General features: G+C 54.7%; 16 protein-coding genes and 1 pseudogene. 6 read left to right on the top strand and 11 right to left on the bottom strand.

Annotated elements, in window-relative coordinates; all coding sequences use genetic code 11:
• Positions 1 to 138: 138 nt before the first annotated feature.
• Complete coding sequence (locus tag KRAC_RS70955; RefSeq protein WP_157506354.1) at positions 139 to 300, bottom strand: hypothetical protein; 162 nt, start codon at positions 298 to 300, stop codon at positions 139 to 141.
• 183 nt (positions 301 to 483) lie between these two features.
• Here KRAC_RS70955 and iscB (KRAC_RS08320) point away from each other — a divergent pair, with 183 nt between their 5' ends.
• Both iscB (KRAC_RS08320) and KRAC_RS08325 read left to right on the top strand, forming a co-directional pair.
• Positions 484 to 1,785, top strand: coding sequence for an RNA-guided endonuclease IscB (gene iscB / locus KRAC_RS08320; RefSeq protein ID WP_007906029.1), 1,302 nt, complete (start codon positions 484 to 486; stop codon positions 1,783 to 1,785).
• Positions 1,786 to 1,814: 29 nt separating this feature from the next.
• Positions 1,815 to 2,456 (top strand): hypothetical protein, encoded by a 642-nt coding sequence (locus KRAC_RS08325; protein ID WP_007906030.1) that lies wholly within the window; start codon positions 1,815 to 1,817, stop codon positions 2,454 to 2,456.
• Between the two features lie 12 nt (positions 2,457 to 2,468).
• Here KRAC_RS08325 and KRAC_RS08330 read toward each other — a convergent pair whose 3' ends face one another.
• From KRAC_RS08330 to KRAC_RS08340, 4 genes and pseudogenes are all read right to left on the bottom strand, one after another.
• Positions 2,469 to 2,873 carry a hypothetical protein gene (locus KRAC_RS08330; RefSeq protein ID WP_007906031.1) on the bottom strand — a complete coding sequence of 135 codons (405 nt, stop codon included), beginning with the start codon at positions 2,871 to 2,873 and terminating at the stop codon, positions 2,469 to 2,471.
• Positions 2,874 to 3,061: 188 nt separating this feature from the next.
• A complete protein-coding gene (locus KRAC_RS79360; RefSeq protein ID WP_157506355.1) occupies positions 3,062 to 3,175 on the bottom strand; it encodes a transposase in 114 nt (37 codons plus the stop codon).
• A 171-nt stretch (positions 3,176 to 3,346) separates the two neighbouring features.
• A pseudogene (iscB, locus tag KRAC_RS79365) lies at positions 3,347 to 4,672 on the bottom strand (RNA-guided endonuclease IscB).
• Positions 4,673 to 4,998: 326 nt separating this feature from the next.
• Positions 4,999 to 6,018 (bottom strand): GGDEF domain-containing response regulator, encoded by a 1,020-nt coding sequence (locus KRAC_RS08340; protein ID WP_007906032.1) that lies wholly within the window; start codon positions 6,016 to 6,018, stop codon positions 4,999 to 5,001.
• 934 nt (positions 6,019 to 6,952) lie between these two features.
• Between KRAC_RS08340 and KRAC_RS61090 the strand changes: the two genes are divergently transcribed.
• The 4 genes from KRAC_RS61090 (at position 6,953) to KRAC_RS08365 (ending at position 10,927) form a co-directional block, all read left to right on the top strand.
• A complete protein-coding gene (locus KRAC_RS61090) occupies positions 6,953 to 7,627 on the top strand; it encodes an alpha/beta hydrolase (protein WP_007906033.1) in 675 nt (224 codons plus the stop codon).
• Between the two features lie 3 nt (positions 7,628 to 7,630).
• Positions 7,631 to 9,346, top strand: a complete 1,716-nt coding sequence (locus KRAC_RS08355) for a DNA repair helicase XPB (RefSeq protein WP_007906034.1) — start codon at positions 7,631 to 7,633, stop codon at positions 9,344 to 9,346.
• Positions 9,347 to 9,455: 109 nt separating this feature from the next.
• Entirely contained in the window at positions 9,456 to 9,797 is a 342-nt protein-coding gene (locus KRAC_RS08360; protein WP_007906035.1) for a thioredoxin family protein, read from the top strand.
• Positions 9,798 to 9,880: 83 nt separating this feature from the next.
• Positions 9,881 to 10,927: a type I phosphomannose isomerase catalytic subunit gene (locus tag KRAC_RS08365; protein ID WP_007906037.1), complete on the top strand. Its 1,047-nt coding sequence runs from the start codon at positions 9,881 to 9,883 to the stop codon at positions 10,925 to 10,927.
• A gap of 131 nt (positions 10,928 to 11,058) precedes the next feature.
• Here KRAC_RS08365 and KRAC_RS08370 read toward each other — a convergent pair whose 3' ends face one another.
• The 6 genes from KRAC_RS08370 to ilvN all read right to left on the bottom strand — a co-directional run bounded on the left by KRAC_RS08370 (position 11,059) and on the right by ilvN (position 17,463).
• On the bottom strand, positions 11,059 to 11,532 hold the full coding sequence (locus tag KRAC_RS08370) for a hypothetical protein (protein ID WP_007906039.1): 474 nt from the start codon (positions 11,530 to 11,532) through the stop codon (positions 11,059 to 11,061).
• Between the two features lie 209 nt (positions 11,533 to 11,741).
• Positions 11,742 to 13,241 (bottom strand): threonine synthase, encoded by a 1,500-nt coding sequence (gene thrC / locus KRAC_RS08375; protein ID WP_211221258.1) that lies wholly within the window; start codon positions 13,239 to 13,241, stop codon positions 11,742 to 11,744.
• Positions 13,195 to 14,220, bottom strand: coding sequence for a homoserine kinase (gene thrB, locus KRAC_RS08380; protein WP_007906043.1), 1,026 nt, complete (start codon positions 14,218 to 14,220; stop codon positions 13,195 to 13,197). Before thrB ends, thrC begins: the two co-directional genes overlap by 47 nt.
• 261 nt (positions 14,221 to 14,481) lie before the next feature.
• Entirely contained in the window at positions 14,482 to 15,657 is a 1,176-nt protein-coding gene (locus KRAC_RS08385) for a 2-isopropylmalate synthase (RefSeq protein ID WP_007906045.1), read from the bottom strand.
• Between the two features lie 57 nt (positions 15,658 to 15,714).
• A complete protein-coding gene (gene ilvC, locus KRAC_RS08390) occupies positions 15,715 to 16,767 on the bottom strand; it encodes a ketol-acid reductoisomerase (protein ID WP_007906047.1) in 1,053 nt (350 codons plus the stop codon).
• Positions 16,768 to 16,896: 129 nt separating this feature from the next.
• Positions 16,897 to 17,463: an acetolactate synthase small subunit gene (gene ilvN, locus KRAC_RS08395; protein WP_007906049.1), complete on the bottom strand. Its 567-nt coding sequence runs from the start codon at positions 17,461 to 17,463 to the stop codon at positions 16,897 to 16,899.

The raw sequence follows: 17,463 nt of genomic DNA on the forward strand, positions 1-17,463 counted from the left end.
GGTTATGAATTTCTCAATCTAATTAAATAGGCAAGTACGACATCAAAAAGTGATATGTTGTAGCTGCAACGTCTGAAGGTAAGAAGCTAGTAGACATCTAGATTTCGAGAAGATAACAGGAAAGAGACACAAAACTTCCTACTCGAAATACGTTGTTCGTAGCGTTAGTTGATAGAGATAGATGCTGACTGTGTCAATGACCGCCGGTCGGAGACCGGAGGCTTGGGAGAGCCTGGCTCTTGCAAGCCGATTGACCAGACCAGGTTCTTGAGAGAGCGTTGCCGAGCTTCTCTGCGTCACCGCTCCCGCTGAGAGAACGTCGATGCTTCCAAGTGTTCAAGATCGTACTGGCGGGTGCTGCCCCAGCCTGCCACCCTACAACGGCTTCTTTAAAACAGGTGATGAGGTCAGTCCCAGTGAGAAGCCGAAAGTACCGAGAGGCATCATGGTCGAGGGGAAGAGAATACTCCGAAAGGAAGTTTTATGGAGCCATCCATGATCTATGTCCTGAGTGTCTCAGGCCAGCCCTTGATGCCCACTAAACGACACAATAAAGTCTGGTACTGGCTGAGACGGGGACTGGCCAAGGTGGTGCGGCGAGAGCCATTCACCATCCAATTGTGTTTTGAAACCTCGACCCATACCCAGCCAGTTGCCGTGGGCGTCGATACCGGCTCGAAAACCGTCGGGGTGGCTGCCACCACCAATGGCGAAGTGGTCTACCAGGCTGAGGTGCATCTGCGCACCGATATCAGCGGGAAGATGACCCAACGCCGCACGTACCGGCGCAATCGTCGCGCTCGTAAGACGCGCTACCGCGCTGCTCGCTTTGCCAATCGTCGTCGCCAGGCGGGGTGGCTTCCTCCTTCCTTGCGCTCCAAAGCCGAGGCCACCGTCAAGGCGGTGCGCTTGATCGCGTCCTTGCTGCCAGTGGGCACGGTGAACGTTGAGGTGGGCAACTTTGACACCCAAAGGATGCAACACCCACAGATTAGCGGCCTCGACTATCAGCAGGGAACGTTGCAGGGCTACCTGGTGCGCGAATACGTCCTGGAGAAGTGGAAGCGAACCTGCGCCTATTGCCAGGCACGTGGGGTCCCTTTGGAATTGGAGCATATTGTCCCGCGCTCCCGAGGAGGAGGCAGCCGTGAGAGCAATTTGACGCTGGCCTGTCGTCCGTGTAACGAGCGCAAGGGGCAGCAAACCGCCGCCGAGTTTGGTTTCCCCCAGATCCAGGCCCAGGCTCGTGTCCCCTTGAAAGATGCGGCCCATGTCTCCGCGATAAAAACCAGCGTGCTCCAGCAGCTTCGGAGTCTCTTTGGGACCGCTCAGGTGAGCGTGACCTATGGCTACGAAACGAAATACAAGCGCATCCAGGTGCTTGGCCTGCCTAAATCTCACACCAACGATGCTGTCGCTATTGCCTGTGAGATGGGGGAGCGAGTCAAGCCACGGGAAGAGGTTTATCAGATCCGCTGCCTGCCACGGGGGCAATATCAGCGCTTCAACGGGCGCCACAGTGAGCACAAGTGTTGGGCACCACGCAAAGTGCGAGGCTACAAGCTCTATGAAGTGGTCAAGGCCAAAGGCGTGGTAGGCTACATTGGGGGGCGACGCGAGAAGGGAGCGTTCATCATCAAAGAGGTGAGCAGTGGCAAGAAACTGCTCGAAGTCGTGCCAAGCAAATTAGAACGAGTCGCGCGTCCAACGCAGGGGTGGATGATCACGCGAAAACCCGTCGTTGAGAATCTTGAAAAGGAGGACGGCGCTTCCTCCCCCAGTTGAAACATGGGGGTACCCGCGTCGACGGAAGTATGGAATTACTTGTCGCCACCCTGACCTCGCTTCAGGCAGGGAAAGATATTGATAGCATAGCACGCATACGCCTGGTCTTTGATACGGCACGCAATGCTCCAGGAGTCATCTCCTCCAACCTGTATCAAGGTCGAGGCAAGCAGCCCTATTACCTGCTCCTGACCACCTGGGACGATGAAACTAGTTGGAAAAGCGCGGGCGAACGTCATAATCCACAGTTCCTCCTGCGTAGTAGTATGGCCGATCTGCTTGCAGGGCCTCCACAGCAATGGTATATGCACTATCTCTGGGGATATAGCCGTGCCACGAGACAACCGGGCTTCGCGACAGTTCACTTGCTCACCCTCCCACCACAGCAACTCAAGCGCGCCAACCAGGAATGCCTGCGCTACCTCCATCAATTAACGCTCCAGGCCCCGCTGACCTTCGCCTTCCTGGCCTATGGCGTCTCTGATGGTCCCTCTCAATTCACCCAGCCCACTTCCACAAGCAATGAGCCACAAACCACACTCTTTGGCCTCTTTAGCTGGAGTAGTCCGGAGGAAAGCGAGGCCTTCTTTCAACACCCTCATACCCAGGCTCTGGGGAATATCCTTCAGTCGCTAGGGAAGCTACACACGCTATCGTTTGAAATTCTTTAGCGCGCCCTTTACCTAATCGACGCTCGTCTCATGGACCGGGCGGTCATAATATTTTTTGAGTTCCGCCAGGAGAAAATCACGCTGCTGCCACATCTGTGGCGTGAAGATATGATACTCGCCATCACAGATGGGGACCTCATGCTTATGCTTAAGATGAGGAAGCAAGCGAAAACGGATATTCTCCTCGACGACTTCAATCCACATATGCCGTCGCGTGTAGCCAGTTCCCCAACGAAACAACACCATGGTATCGTACTCTTCAAAGTGACCACGCCCCTTCAACTCGGTCGTGTTGATTGACTGAAGCATTTCTGGCAAGCCACTGACACGAAAGATACGCTTGGCGTTCTCGCGCTGCTGCTGATTATGTTCCTCCAGAGGTGAGGCGTTCGGTAGTGTCTCGGGTTCCTGATTCATACAGCCATTCTCTCTCTATGTTTGAGTTTATGAGCCGGCGGCTCCCTCAGATTGTAGCAGATATCCCTATCTACGAACAGGCTTCATACCCAAGGCAAGACCTGATGTTACTTACTTTATAGAGGCGCGGCATAGAGGCGCGGCGAGAAAACCACGAGGTCTTCAGCCTCGTGGATGAACGCCGCACTTCACCGTTGACTTCCGATATCCTGACGGATAGTCTCCTGACTGATGTTTCCAAGAGTACGGCAGACGTATCCATCACTCCAAAATGTTTGCTCTTTCCAGAACTGCGTTTTCAACGCTTTTTCATGCCTTTGCCATCCCTGAACGGTCGATTTCCGTTTTCATCGAGGGACAAGAGCCAGCGGTGACATTCGATGGTCGCTTTTCACTAAACCGTGAAGATGGTCTTGGTCCACTTCAACCGCTTCAAAAGCAATATGTGAGCGAGTTGCCATTTCTTCAAGCGCCTACTTCACCTCATCTCCGGAGAACCCCTCCGCTTTTTGCGCTCCTTCCACACGAATATGAGGTAAGAGAGGATCAGAAACGTGGTATGGTTTTTGGCTGATCATCCATGTGGATCGTGCACTTACGCGCTTCATCCTCTCAAATTTGGGAATGGGCTTCAGATCGACCTTCTTGCCGTCCAGTCCCATCAGGATCGCATAGCCGGTCGACATGCGTCCCTTGATAAAGTATTCCTGGCCCTGGTAACGAACGTTGTCGAACTTGCGAAAGCCCTGGATTTTGCCTGTGGTGATGGGCTGCTCACTTCGCACCCCTTTCGTCTGCTGGTAATCCCCATCCGAGATACATTTCTTCTGGAGCACCTGCTTAGTGCAGAAGATCGGCGCGATTCCTCGTGTGGCAATGATGGTGGCGTCATGGGCATGGGTTTTGGGTAGACCTACCAGCATCCGATGCTCTTTAGTGACAAATCCCCACGTTTCTTCGCGTTCAGACGCTTGAGCAGTTGCACCCGGATGCTATTCATCTGCGTGGCATGTCGCAATGTTCCCTTCTTCTTGCCAATGCGTTTCAGTGTAACCGTTCCTGCATGCAGGCCATCATGACAGGTTTTGCAGAGCGTGAGCAAGTTCTCTGGCTCATCGCTTCCGTCCTGGCTACGGAAGACGATGTGATGAACTTCCAGTCGTTGGTCTTTTGATTTCCCTTTGCACTGCTGGCAGGTGTAATCATCTCGTGTGAGCACAAATGCTTTGGTATTGGCAAAACCATAGTTGATCCCCTGTTGATACAACCACTTCTTGCGCAAGACCTCCGGGTGTTTGAGGGCATGCGGGTCAAAGGTGCCCGTTTCTAACACAATATGCGTGATCGGGAAGATTGCTTGCACAAAGCGAATTTCCCGCAGGTGTCCCTCGATTTTGCAGCGCATCGTCGGGGAGAATCTTCCCTGCTTCGTCGAGTTGCGACGATTGTTGAAACGTGCTCTCTCTCCGATAGCGCGTCTTCCGCTGGCGTCGGTTGCGCCGTTTGGCTGCCCGTTCTTTCATGGTGGCAGCAACATCGTTGCGCAGTTCCACTTCAGAAAGGTAGACCACCTTTCCCTGCTCATCGGCGACGGCTGCGCCTACCACCGTGCTCCCGGTATCGATACCCAGGGTCAGGGGCTGGGTATGATCGTGCGTTAGAGGCGCAAGCAGTTTGATGGTAAAGGGGGTGCGCCGCACCACTTTGGCTTTGCCCGCTTTGAGCAGCAGCCGGGCGATGGGCGGGAGGCATGGCATCAAGGGCCGGCCATCCGAGTTGAGAACAGAAACAAGAACCATACAGTGTTCCTTTCGGAAAAATGCTCTCCCCGAAGGGAGGTGGTGCGTATCCTCTGGCTGTGACCACCAGAGGAATCCGACTTCATCTCGACAACGTTCAAAAGGCTTGTTGGGCCTGGATCACCGGACCTTCCCTCAATCCTACTTAAACCCAGGCGACAGAGCAGCGGTCTGATGCGTCAACCGCAGGTGTCATGACCTAGCGAACGGAGCTCCCATTTCTGGGGCTGAGTCTGGTGAACTTGAGCTTCCGTAAAAGCGACCAAACCTCAGACCCGACGACTTCCGAAGAAGCCGCTGCGTCTTCAGCTCAGCGGGAGTTCACATCACTTACTTTCCGCGAAAGCGTCTTCCTTCAGGCAGGCTATCGGCCTGGTAACCAGGCTTATACGCTTGCCCGAGGGGGGAGAGAAGGGATAGGCGCAGTCGTGTGCAGGCATTTTGTCGATATGGCAGACATTCCCGGAAGACTGCTTTGCGCGCCGTTTGGCCGTCGCGGTTAGGGTGCCTATCTCGTCGTGAAGATAACGACGTTGATCGCTGACAATCCCAATCGAGAGGGAAACGAGTGGGAATTGATAGGGGCGGCCTTTGCGGTCTACCCCACTAATGGAGCCGCGCTCGACATCGTCTGGCCGATACAGTTGCAGGCTCTCGCGTTTATAGCGATTGAGGATATGCTGATAGAGGACGGTAGCGCGCTCAGGGGTCGTTAAAATAATAAAATCATCGCCCCCGATATGGCCAACAAAGTCATCCGCGTTCCCATAATCATAGACGACGCTCTGGCAGATATGGCTTACGAGCAGGATCATGTCATTGCCAGCCAGAAAGCCATACACATCGTTAAAGGCCTTAAAGTTATCGAGGTCAAGATAGAGAATGCTCCAGGGTTCTGCGCTCTTGAGCTTATTATCCAGTGCCCATTCAAGTTGCAAGCCACCAGGAAGCAGGGTCAAGGGGGAGAGGGAGTATTGCTGGATACGACGGAGTTGTCTATGCACATGGGCCAGAAGCTCATCATTGTTGACAGGTGTAGCGATGTAGGCGTCTGCCCCCATATCCAGGGCACGCACCCGGTCATCTATTTCTTGTGAAGAACTGACGACGATAATAGGAATGTGCATACTCTTGGGATGAGCACGCAACCTCTGCAGCAAAGCATATCCATCGAGACCACTGGTCGCAAAATCAATGACAATCACATGGGGAATGTCACGTAAAGCAAACTGTAGCGCAGCATCGCCATTGAGGTGCATCGCAGTTTGATAACCTTTGAACGCTAGCTTCTCTCGTAGCAGCTTAGTGATCAATTCCTCATCCTCGATGACTAAAATGCTGGACATATGCACTCCTGCCTCTACGTTTCATTTTACACATTGTGTATACCTCACGTATACCACTCTTGTCATGAAACACTAACAATTTGTGGAAGCTTTTTGTCCGTGAGATTGCAATCTCTCTCCCGCTATCACATATCACTCTCATCAGTAAGCATCATCCGCTATCACCACTCTCCACATACTCGTTCTCATGAAATATGCCGCATAGTATAGGTACTCATGTCCTCATTAGTAAAGCGTACTATGCGCTTTCCTCTACCAACCCCCTGACAACCACCACCGCCTCTATGCTCAACAAAAATGTGCTCGAGGGCAAAAAAACCTGCAAGCTTAAAGAACTTACCATCCAATGCACATATATGTGGGGTGGAAGGCTTCATACACAAGAGGCAATACTGCACCATAGACCCACAAAATAGAACTTACATGCTCGCTGTACGCTTGCCTCTTGCCGCTCATAGCACAGTGACGGATTACCAGAAAGGCTCGTAAAATAAAGAACATGTAGCGGAACGAGATCATGCATCTAGTTGACATACGAACAAACATAATTATAAATATGCATACATATGTCTTTAATCAGTATAACATCCTTCGTGGTCCATGCAAAGTATTTGCCACTCAATTTTGCCCATTTCGTCGAAAATTTCGCGGATCTCACAACACAGTGACTTTTGTACTACACAATGATGGGCAATTAATAATAATCCACACTTTTGTATTTTCTTGCGTTTATAATTGCGCCAGGAACGGTACAAATGCGCCACCTTCTCTCTTCGCGCCTGCGGCGCTCAGGGGTAAGGCGAGTTTGCGAGCCGAGGCAGATAACAAAAGAGAACTGGCCCCCGGTATTTTTCGTGAAAAGTTGACGCTAGTCCCAGGCTGAGATAAGATACGTTCCAGAAATATCTTCTTGATCAGGGGAGAGAGGCACAACATGACCTTATCAACACCTGCGGAGCGAGCAATCTCCTTCTATAGCAAGGGACAACCCGCATTTATCCTGGAGGGGGTCGTCCATGAACCGCTCCAGAAGATGCAGCTCGCGCCTGTCGTTATTTTATGCCATCCACAGCCTGCCAGTAGTAATATGAACGACAGTTTGCTCGTTGTCCTGGCACGTGCCCTGGCACTGGCAGGGATGTACGCTGTGCGCTTCAACTTCCGTGGCGTTGGTCGCAGCCAGGGGCAACAAACCGATGGGCGCCTGGAACCATTGGATCTGGCGGGCGCTATCGACATGGCACTCTCACTCCCAGGAGCCAATCCAGCCAAGCTCTGCGTTGTGGGGCATGGCTTCGGTGCTTACATTGGACTCCTCTATGCCCCATTTGATCAACGGGTACGCACGCTTGTCTCTGTGAGCCTCCCTCTCTTTCGCGCGACAAGTGGCTTTCCACGTCCCTTCGAACGCCCCAAGCTCTTTGTGACGGGCGAGTTCGACGAGATCTGTCCTCTCTACAAGCTGGAACCCTTTGTGGAGCAACAGAGCGGCCCCAAGGGTATCAAAGTTATTACTGGCGCACGTCACCTGATGCGTGGCTTTGAAGAGCCTGCCGTGCTCGCAATCCTGAATTATATTAATAAATGGGCGAGCATGCCTGGAGTGTAGTCCATGAATCCCAAGAATCCAATGATCGTCCAGAGTGATCGTACTGTCTTACTTGAGGTCGATCACTCACTCCATGCCGAGGCTCGTGACGCGCTCTCACGCTTTGCAGAGCTTGAGAAATCACCGGAGCACATTCATACCTATCGTCTCTCGCCCCTTTCGCTCTGGAACGCGGCCTCCGGGGGCATGCAGGCACCAGCCATTGTCGACCTGCTTGAACGCTATAGCAAATACCCCCTTCCGCCAAATATTCTGACCGATATCCACGACTACATCAGCCGCTATGGTCGTCTTAAGCTCATACGCGATGGCGACCAGTTGCTGCTCACCTCCGAAGATTCCCGCCTTATCACCGAAATTCTTCATCACCGGCTTATACAACCCTACCTGCTACGTCCACGCGATGCCTCGACCCTGCTGGTAGACGGCAGCCGAAGAGGGCATATCAAGCAAGCGCTGATCCATATCGGTTTTCCGGCTGAGGATCTCGCAGGCTACGCCGATGGCTCGCCCCTGCCCTTTAAACTTCGTGAGCACGATGAGGTAGGGGAGCCATTCATGCCTCGGACCTATCAGCAGGCCGCGTCCGCGGCCTTCTATGCAGGTGGAGCACCAGGTGGGGGCAGCGGCGTGGTTGTACTTCCCTGTGGCGCAGGCAAGACCATCGTTGGCCTGGTCACGATGGCCGACATTCAGCGCGCAACCTTGATTCTCACGCCCAATACCGTCGCGGTACGCCAGTGGATTCACGAGCTTCGCGCGAAAACCTCGCTTCCCCCTGAAATGATTGGAGAATATACGGGTGAACGCAAGGATATCGCGCCAGTGACTGTCAGCACCTATCAGATGTTGACCTACCGCCGCGCCAATGGTGAGGAGGAAGGCGCAGAGTCGCTAGCAGACTACCCACACATCTCGCTCTTGACGAGCTATGACTGGGGACTGATTATCTATGATGAAGTCCACCTACTGCCTGCCCCGGTCTTTCGTGTCACCGCCGAAATCCAGGCCCGTCGGCGCCTGGGGCTGACCGCCACTCTGGTGCGCGAAGATGGGCGTGAGGCCGATGTCTTCAGCCTGATCGGCCCCAAGAAGTATGATGTTCCCTGGCGCGAGCTTGAACGCCAGGGCTGGATCGCCACTGCCGAGTGTCATGAAATTCGCGTCAGCCTTCCAGATGAGGGTCAGCTGACCTATGCCATGGCGCAGACACGGGAGAAATATCGCCTGGCCGCTGAAAATCCCGCCAAGTTTACGGTGACACGCCTCCTGTCCGAGCAGCATAGAGACGACCAGGTGCTTATCATTGGCCAATACCTCGACCAGCTCAAAGCGCTTGCCCAGGAGCTACAGGCGCCTCTCCTCACCGGGCGCACCTCGACAAGCCAGCGTGAAAAGCTCTATGAACAGTTTCGCCAGGGACAAATCAAACGCCTGGTCGTCAGCAAGGTCGCGAACTTTGCCATTGACCTGCCCGACGCGAATGTGGCGATTCAGGTCTCTGGCACCTTTGGCTCACGCCAGGAGGAGGCTCAGCGACTTGGACGCATCTTGCGCCCCAAAAGTAATGGCGGGATCGCGCACTTTTATACCATCGTGACACGCGATACATGCGACCAGGATTTCTCCACCAACCGTCAGCTCTTCCTGACCGAACAGGGATATCGCTATAGCATCGAGGATGCAGAGGTGCTCCTCTCATCCTTGCCAGAAGCGTAATAGGACGTATGAGGAGGTACATGGAAAAACCTCTTCTTGACAGTACCATCAATGGAGTGGTACCTTGAGAGACGAACAACGCTTCTTTACTATTTTCCAAGAGGATGGTATGGCAGATACGTATATCTCTGTTACAAATGAAAACTTTCCTGAGCAGGTACTCCAGGCTCCGCAGCTCGTAGTCGTCTACTTTGCTGCTGATAAGAGTAATTCCTGCCAGATACAGGAACCCGAGTTTGTCGCGGTCAGCAAAGCGTACCAGGATCGCGTCACCTTTGCGAAGGTAAATGTCGAAAACGAGGAAGGTCTGACCAACCAGTACACAATCGATGGCATTCCGACCCTCGTCTTCTTCAAAGGGGGGAACGAGATCTATCGCATCAAAGGCATTATGATGCGTGATAAGCTTCGTCGCCAGCTCGAAGGAGTCCTACTCGTAGCGAGCGAGTAAATAGCGCCGCACGCTGCAACCCATTACCACAAACAAACACGCTCCATACAGAACACAATGTATGGATGTGGGGGAGATTTTTTGTGAGTTTACTATACCCACTTCGATTAGAGTCTTCGCTACACGAAACCATCTGGGGTGGACGCCGCCTGGAACGCGACAGTTGGAAGCAACTCCCAGAAGACGATACAGCCATCGGCGAGTCCTGGGAGACTGAGATCAGCAATCGCATACTCAATGGTCCCCACGCGGGCAAGACCCTGGGCGCCCTTGTTGCCGAACAGGGAACGCCCTTGCTAGGAGCACAGGCCGTCGCAATATTCGGTGAGCGCTTCCCTCTCCTTGCCAAATTTATTGACGCCAACGCCCAACTCTCGGTCCAGGTTCACCCCAAGGATGGCTATGCCGCACGGCATGAGCATGGCAAGCTAGGCAAAACGGAGTACTGGTATATTCTGGCCGCCGAGCCAGGGGCCAGCATCGTGCATGGTTTTGAGGCTGAGACCACGAGCGAAGAGGTGCGCCAGGCCATTCAGGACGTTACCCTTGAATCGCTTATGCACGCTGAAACCGTACAAACCGGAGATGTCGTCTTCGTGCCAGCGGGAACCGTCCATGCGATTGGCGCAGGCATTTTGCTCTATGAATTACAGGAATACTCAGACGTTACCTATCGCATGTATGATTATGGACGTCTGACAGCCGCGGGGAAGCCACGTGAGCTGCATATTGACCGCTCGCTCGATGTCTCACACTATACAGTCTCCCCGCAAATCAAGATGCGCCCGGTCGTCCTCCATAGTAGCGAGCAATACGAGGAACGCTGCCTGGTCGCTTGCAAATACTTTGTCTCGCGCGAGCTTAAATTGCAGGCTCAGGGCGTTGTAGAAGATCGCACTACTGACAGCTGCGTCATTCTCACCTCGCTAGGCGCCACACTGGCGATTGCCTACGGAGCTGATTTCGTGGAGCATGAAACGCTCAAACGTGGTGAGACCATGATTTTGCCCGCCTCCCTGGGCGAGTATCGCCTACAAGGCCAAGGCCTCCTGCTGCGCTCATATGTCCCCTCCGCAGAGGATGCGGCGTGGCGCCTCTGGAACCAGGAAAACCCAGAGAGCAGCCTCTAATTGAGCTATGTAGTAGTGGGATTGACGCTGCGGTGGCGCCACGCTGCTAAAGCACGCGCGGCGCCACAGACATTCCCGAGTTTTTTCTTATTTTCTTAAAAGAGCATAAGCACGCGTCGGCCAATGCAACGTCATGATTCAGAGCGGCGCCTGCGTCGCTCCTCTTCTAAATCTGTAATTGTCCCTTCGACAATGCGCGTTCTGGGCGGATCTTGCTGAGTCTGACCAAAGGGAGTATCAAACGGGCTAAAGCCAGACATGCCAGGCATCTGATCCTGCAAGCGCGAGACATTGGCTATGACTTGCGAGACACGCGTGGCGAAGTTGACAGCCAGGGTAATGGCGTACAAAATTCCCCAGACAAGCATTCCTACAAACAGGGTTACAAAGGCGCTCACAATACCATTCCAGGCTCCCCCTGCCATCCAGTTCGCCACCAGCTCATAGACACACATCACTCCAATGGGCAGCCAGAAGAAATGGACGAGCACACGCAGAAACCAGTGCAAAAACCACAAAACGGCTTTGACCGGATCTGAAGGCATGTTCCAGGGTGGGACAAGGTCGCGCACGGATTTGAGCTTAAAACGTTTTGACGTGTTCACGGTAGCCCTCTTTGGCACAGCACTCCCTCACGAGAGACACGATGAGATGTACATTCTTTCGTTCTATTGTAGCAGTACCGCTCTCGTTTTGCCAGGGACACGAATAATAAAAAGAGGCCGCGCGGACCTCGTCACCGCGCGACCTCTCGCAACCACTCTCGCCGGCACGGCTCTACCGGTGGAGCAGTAGGGAGTGTAAGGGGTATGCGTTACTGCGCGAGCATAGCTCGCACAGCATCAAGGTTAGGCTTCACAACTGCGCTATTGCGCTGCTGAGGAATGCCAGTCACGTTATCTTTGAGCAGGTTGCCCGTAAGAATACCAACGACACGCTCATCGCGCTTGATGACGCCTTCGGCCACCAGTTTATGCGCGCCGGCCAGGGTAGCGGCGGAGGCAGGCTCGCAGCCAATCCCCGAGCGATCAATAATCTCTTTAGCAGCCAGAATCTCCTCGTCTGTGACCTGGGCGACAATGCCATCGCAGGCCTCAATGACGGCGCGGGCGCGTGCATAGCTCACGGGATTGCCAATCTTGATGGCTGAGGCCACAGTATCGGCCTTCACACTGACCCGCTTCTGGAATTGCTGTTGATAGCTCTGATAAAAGGGATTGGCACCCGCGGCCTGAATCGCGGCGATGCGTGGGATTTGCGTAATGAGGGAGAGGTCATATGCCTGGCGGAAGGCCTTCCCAATCGCTGAAATATTGCCGAGGTTTCCTGCGGGCAGAATCAGCCAATCGGGGGCTTGCCAGTCGAGCTGCTGTAAGAGTTCGAAGCCGATGGCCTTCTGCCCCTCAACGCGGAAGGGATTCAGCGAGTTTAAGAGGTAGATCCCCAACTCGTTACAGACTTGCTCCACCAGCTGCATCGCGGCATCAAAATCGCCCTCGATCTGGACCGTTGTCGCGCCATAAGCCATCGTTTGCGCAAGTTTGCCAGCCGCCACGTTGCCCGCGGGCAGAAACACGATGCTACGCATGCCAGCCTGCGCGGCGTATGCCGCCAGCGAGGCCGAGGTATTGCCGGTAGAGGCACAGGCCACAGCGCTGGCCCCCAGCATATTGGCCATGGTTATCCCGGCGGTCATGCCGCGGTCTTTAAAACTGCCGCTTGGATTTTCACCCTCGTGCTTGAGGAAAAACAGTTCCAAACCTGCATATGTACCGATCTGGCGATGGCCGATACGCCCTACGGGACAGTTCTCCATGCCCACAGGATAGAGGTTCGTATTCCCCTCTGGGCGCGTAATGACATAGCGTTCGGGCGCGGGCAAGATCAATTCGCGATAGCGCCAGACACCGCTATAGTCAAGCAATAATTTATCTGTACTGATCGACCAGATAGGCGGAGACGAGGCGCGTTCATCAAAGACCTGGCGCCAGAGCGCTCCTACGGCTGAGGCATTGCTGGCACGCTCCATCAAGTGCCAGCTCTCCTCATCGCCCTGCATTCCCACCTGTTTAGGAAGCGTAAACTCCAGCTCGACATCAAGCACTCCACCACATTCACAACGATAGCGCGGCACCAGGCCCGTCGCCGAAGAGGACTGGGCCTCGACTGGTGGGTAGAGTGCTGAGCACTCCACGCACCGCAGTTGTATGGCTGATAAGAGAGCCGCTATTTCAGGTACAAGTGTCGCATGAGATTGCATATTTTCCTTACCTGCCCCCCGGCCTGGCTGGAGACCAGCAGAATTGATCGCCATAACGCGCACTATCTTCCTTTCGTATACGAGTTCGTGGAGTTTGCAAAACCCTGGCCCCGTTCTGGTCAGCTCGTAACACCCTACCCGTTCCCTCTACCCCATGCTCACGCGCCGTCAACTGCATAGCCCGCAAAATTTCCGAGAAGCGCGTGCTCGCCAGGGCGATAAGCGATGAACCACCACCCGAGAGGCAGGCCCCATACGCCCCCGCGTCTTTGGCGGCTTGAATGATGCTGTCCATCGCGGGAAACAGGGCCTGGCGGTACGGTTGATGGAGCCGGTCCTGCATAGCTTCTCCAATCACTTCATATTTCCCCATCTGCAAGGCAGATAACAACAGTGCCACGCGCCCGGTATTAAATGTAACATCTGTTCGTGTATAGCTTGCTGGCAGGAGTCCCCTACCCGCCACGGTATCCATAGGAAAGGTTGGTGTAAAGATGATGGCCTTTAACGCTTCAGGAAAAGGCGTCTTGATGGCATGCGCCTTCCCATTCATCATGGTTGTGGCCACCAGTCCCCCCAGCAAGGCCGGAGCGACATTATCCGGATGATTGCCCGCCTCCATTTCAACCGCCAGATCCAATAAATCATCCCTGGACACCACCTTCCCACGCTTACGCAACCACTCGTTCGCCGCGACAAGTCCTCCAATGACCGCGGTCGCGCTGCTGCCCAATCCACACCCCGGAGGAATGTGAATTTGCATACGAATGCGCACCGTCGGCAGAGGCTCGCCCTGGCGCTCAAACAAGGTCGCAAACGCGCGAAAGAAGAGGTTATCAGCCCCTCGCTCTAGTCCTGAACCCAGCGGTCCCAGGACCTCGATCTCTGGAAGAAGCGGGTCCACACCACCTTCTACTACGCTAAATCGATTGTATAGCTGTAGCGCCAGCCCCAGGCTATCAAAACCAGGGCCTAAGTTAGCGGACGTCGCTGGTGCTAAAACTTCTACTGAAGCAGGTAATGCCAGTGCCATCGGCGGCTACCTGCCTTTCCATTTGAAGACGCATCGCGTTTCTCCTTTTCGCCTTCTCGGCTATTCTACCATGTTTTACAATATAAATGACAATATCAGTACAAAAGTCATATCAAAGATCTACATAAGTAGCATGTTTCGATATCAATACTTTTACACAATTATGCGTATATCCCTCTGTGATGACAGAAAAAAGTGCCGAAACGTATTCACGCCTCGGCACTCACAGACGTTACAATCACAACCATGGAGCAATATATGCTACACCGCCGAGGGGGTTTCTTGCATGCACTCTGCGATATAGACCAGGTCATGATCCACCACGGTTTTCTGCCGCTCAGCCATCGCGATAAAGCTCTTGTATGCGTACTTGAGCTGCTCCGCCGAAAGCCTGTATCCCAGCTTACGCAAACGCGCATCCAGACCGTGTCGCCCCGAGTGCTTGCCCAGCACCAGATTCGTGTCGCCCCAGCCTACTGACTGAGGCGTCATAATTTCGTACGTCAAGGCATGCTTGAGGACTCCATCCTGGTGGATACCCGCTTCGTGCGCGAAGGCGTTGAGGCCGACAATCGCTTTGTTTGGCTGGACCGGCAGGCCAGTGACGCGGCTGACCACGCGACTGGCGTCCAATAGCTGTTCAGCCTGCACACGTGTCTCGACCCCGAAGGCTTCTGGACGCGTACGCAACGCCATGACGACCTCTTCTAGAGCTGTGTTACCCGCGCGCTCACCGATGCCATTGATCGTGACCTCGACCTGGCGTGCGCCAGCGCGAATTGCCGCCAGGGTATTAGCCGTGGCCATGCCCAGGTCATCATGGCAATGGGCGCTCAAGGTGACCTGCTCAATGCCCGGTACATGCGCACTCACATAGTGGAAGAGCGCTTCATACTCACCCGGCGTGCTATAACCCACGGTATCAGGCACGTTAATAATACTGGCCCCGGCTTTGATCGCCACGTCAAATACCTGACAGAGGAAGTCACGGTCGCTGCGTGTGGCGTCCTCCGCCGAGAACTCGACGGTCGGGCAGTAAGCACGGGCGCGCGCTACCATGGTTTTCACGCGCTGCAAGGCCTCTTCGCGACTGATGTTCAGCTTGTGCTGAAGATGGATATCTGAGGTAGCAAGAAAGACATGAATCACGGGACGCTCGGCCTCGCGAATGGCGTCCCAGGCCGCGTCGATATCGCCTGCCGTGGCGCGCGCAAGCGCGGCTACCGCGACCCCTTTCGTCCGACGCGCGATCTCACGGACCGCGGCAAGATCATCAGGGGAGGCCGCAGGAAAGCCTGCCTCAATACAATCTACCCGAAGCGTAACGAGCTGCTCCGCTACTTGCAACTTCTCTTCAATTGTCATCGTTGCCCCTGGCGACTGCTCACCGTCACGCAGGGTGGTATCGAAAATCTTTACTACCTCAGAAGCTTCCATGGCGCAGTGTCTCCCTTTCTTCAGCTCACTTCGCGAGGTCGTGCAGCAACCTTGCTGCTACCTCGTGGTCTCGACTTCCGCCTTTGGCTCCGCCTGTTGCTCAGACGCTTTCTCCTTCGAGGAGAGCCAGGGCATCATCGAGCGCAACTCTTTGCCGACCTGCTCTAGCTGGGTCTCGCTGTTCCTACGGCGCATGGCCATAAAGGCGGGGCGGCCAGCCTGGTTCTCTTGAATCCAGCGTGTGGCAAAGGTACCGTCCTGGATATCTTTCAACACGTTCTTCATCTCGGCGCGTACCTGCTGATTAATCAGGCGGGGGCCGGTGATATAATCGCCATACTCAGCGGTATCGCTGATGGAGTAGCGCATGTAGTTCATGCCGCCTTCGTAGATCAGGTCGACGATGAGCTTCATCTCGTGCAGACACTCAAAATAGGCCGACTCTGGCTGGTAACCAGCCTCTACCAGGGTCTCAAAGCCCGCGCGCATGAGCTCGGTGACGCCTCCACACAGCACGGCCTGCTCGCCAAAGAGATCAGTCTCGGTCTCTTCCTTGAAGGTAGTGTGCAGAACGCCCGCGCGCGTGCAGCCAATGGCGCGTGCATAGGCCAGGGTCAGCGCCTCTGCCTGTCCGCTTGCGTCCTGGAGCACCGCCCAGAGACCAGGGATACCCGCGCCATCGACATAGAGGCGGCGTACCATATGTCCAGGCCCCTTGGGGGCGACCATGGCAACATCGACATCGGCGGGGGGAACGATCTGCCCATAATGCAGACTAAAGCCATGTGCGACCAGGATCATCTTGCCCGCGGCCAGGCCGGGACGAATGTCGCGCTCAAAGACTTCACGGTGATGCTGGTCAGGGATCAAGATCATAATGACATCCGCGTAGGCAGAAGCCTCAGCCGTGGTCATCACACGCAAGCCCTCGGCCTCGGCCTTGGCGCGACTCTTGCTCTCGCTGGGCAGGCCAATGACGACCTCACATCCGCTGTCGCGCATATTGAGCGCATGCGCGTGGCCCTGGCTGCCATAACCAATAACCGCGATGCGTTTCTGCTGGATGAAATCGAGATTTGCGTCGGAATCGTAGTAAATAGTTGCTGCCATGATAGTGTTTCACTCCTCATTGATAATTTCGTATGCACCACCTATAAAAAGGTAATGTGGGCTATGTATACCAATACAGCTAAAAGTCAGGCTGCTGATCTCTCGCGAGTGACCAGGCGCGCGTGGCACCTAGTCGTTGGTAGCACGTGCCATCGTGACGCGTCCCGAACGGGCCACTTCACGAATGCCATATGGGTGCAACTGCGCAACGCATTTCTCGACCCTGGCTGTGCTGCCGCTGACCTCAAGGGTCATGGTCTCCGCAGCCACGTCGACGACATGCGCGCTAAAAAGTTGCGCAATCTCAAAGATTTCGGCCTTTTGCGCGGGCGTATAGGCGACTTTGATCAGCGCCAGCTCACGCGAAATGGCCTCTTGCTCTGGAATGTTGATGACGTTGCGCACATCCAGAATTTTGCGCAGTTGCTCAACCAGGTGCTCAACCGCCACTTCAGAGTCGTCAACGCTGACGGTCACGCGTACCACGTCATCAACCTCGCTACGACCCAGGACAAGCGTCTGCATATTCGCGCGTCGCCGCCGCATCAGACCGACCACCCGGTCAACGGCGCCAGTGCGATCCTGGACCAGGGCGATAAGCGTATGTGCCTGGACGGTTTCGCGTGCCTTCTCCGATTGGCCTGCACGCGCAGTAGAGTCGCTTGCTGAAAAATTAGACATTGGCGCTGCCAGCAT

It is taken from the genome of Ktedonobacter racemifer DSM 44963 (assembly GCF_000178855.1).
Taxonomy (GTDB): domain Bacteria; phylum Chloroflexota; class Ktedonobacteria; order Ktedonobacterales; family Ktedonobacteraceae; genus Ktedonobacter; species Ktedonobacter racemifer.

Coding starts and splice junctions, on each gene's coding strand:
- iscB (WP_007906029.1), top strand. CDS start 484: ATGGAGCCATCCATGATCTATGTCCTGAGTGTCTCAGGCCAGCCCTTG.
- KRAC_RS08325 (WP_007906030.1), top strand. CDS start 1,815: ATGGAATTACTTGTCGCCACCCTGACCTCGCTTCAGGCAGGGAAAGAT.
- KRAC_RS08330 (WP_007906031.1), bottom strand. CDS start 2,873: ATGAATCAGGAACCCGAGACACTACCGAACGCCTCACCTCTGGAGGAA.
- KRAC_RS08340 (WP_007906032.1), bottom strand. CDS start 6,018: ATGTCCAGCATTTTAGTCATCGAGGATGAGGAATTGATCACTAAGCTG.
- KRAC_RS61090 (WP_007906033.1), top strand. CDS start 6,953: ATGACCTTATCAACACCTGCGGAGCGAGCAATCTCCTTCTATAGCAAG.
- KRAC_RS08355 (WP_007906034.1), top strand. CDS start 7,631: ATGAATCCCAAGAATCCAATGATCGTCCAGAGTGATCGTACTGTCTTA.
- KRAC_RS08360 (WP_007906035.1), top strand. CDS start 9,456: ATGGCAGATACGTATATCTCTGTTACAAATGAAAACTTTCCTGAGCAG.
- thrC (WP_211221258.1), bottom strand. CDS start 13,241: ATGGCGATCAATTCTGCTGGTCTCCAGCCAGGCCGGGGGGCAGGTAAG.
- thrB (WP_007906043.1), bottom strand. CDS start 14,220: ATGGCACTGGCATTACCTGCTTCAGTAGAAGTTTTAGCACCAGCGACG.
- KRAC_RS08385 (WP_007906045.1), bottom strand. CDS start 15,657: ATGGAAGCTTCTGAGGTAGTAAAGATTTTCGATACCACCCTGCGTGAC.
- ilvC (WP_007906047.1), bottom strand. CDS start 16,767: ATGGCAGCAACTATTTACTACGATTCCGACGCAAATCTCGATTTCATC.
- ilvN (WP_007906049.1), bottom strand. CDS start 17,463: ATGCTGGCAGCGCCAATGTCTAATTTTTCAGCAAGCGACTCTACTGCG.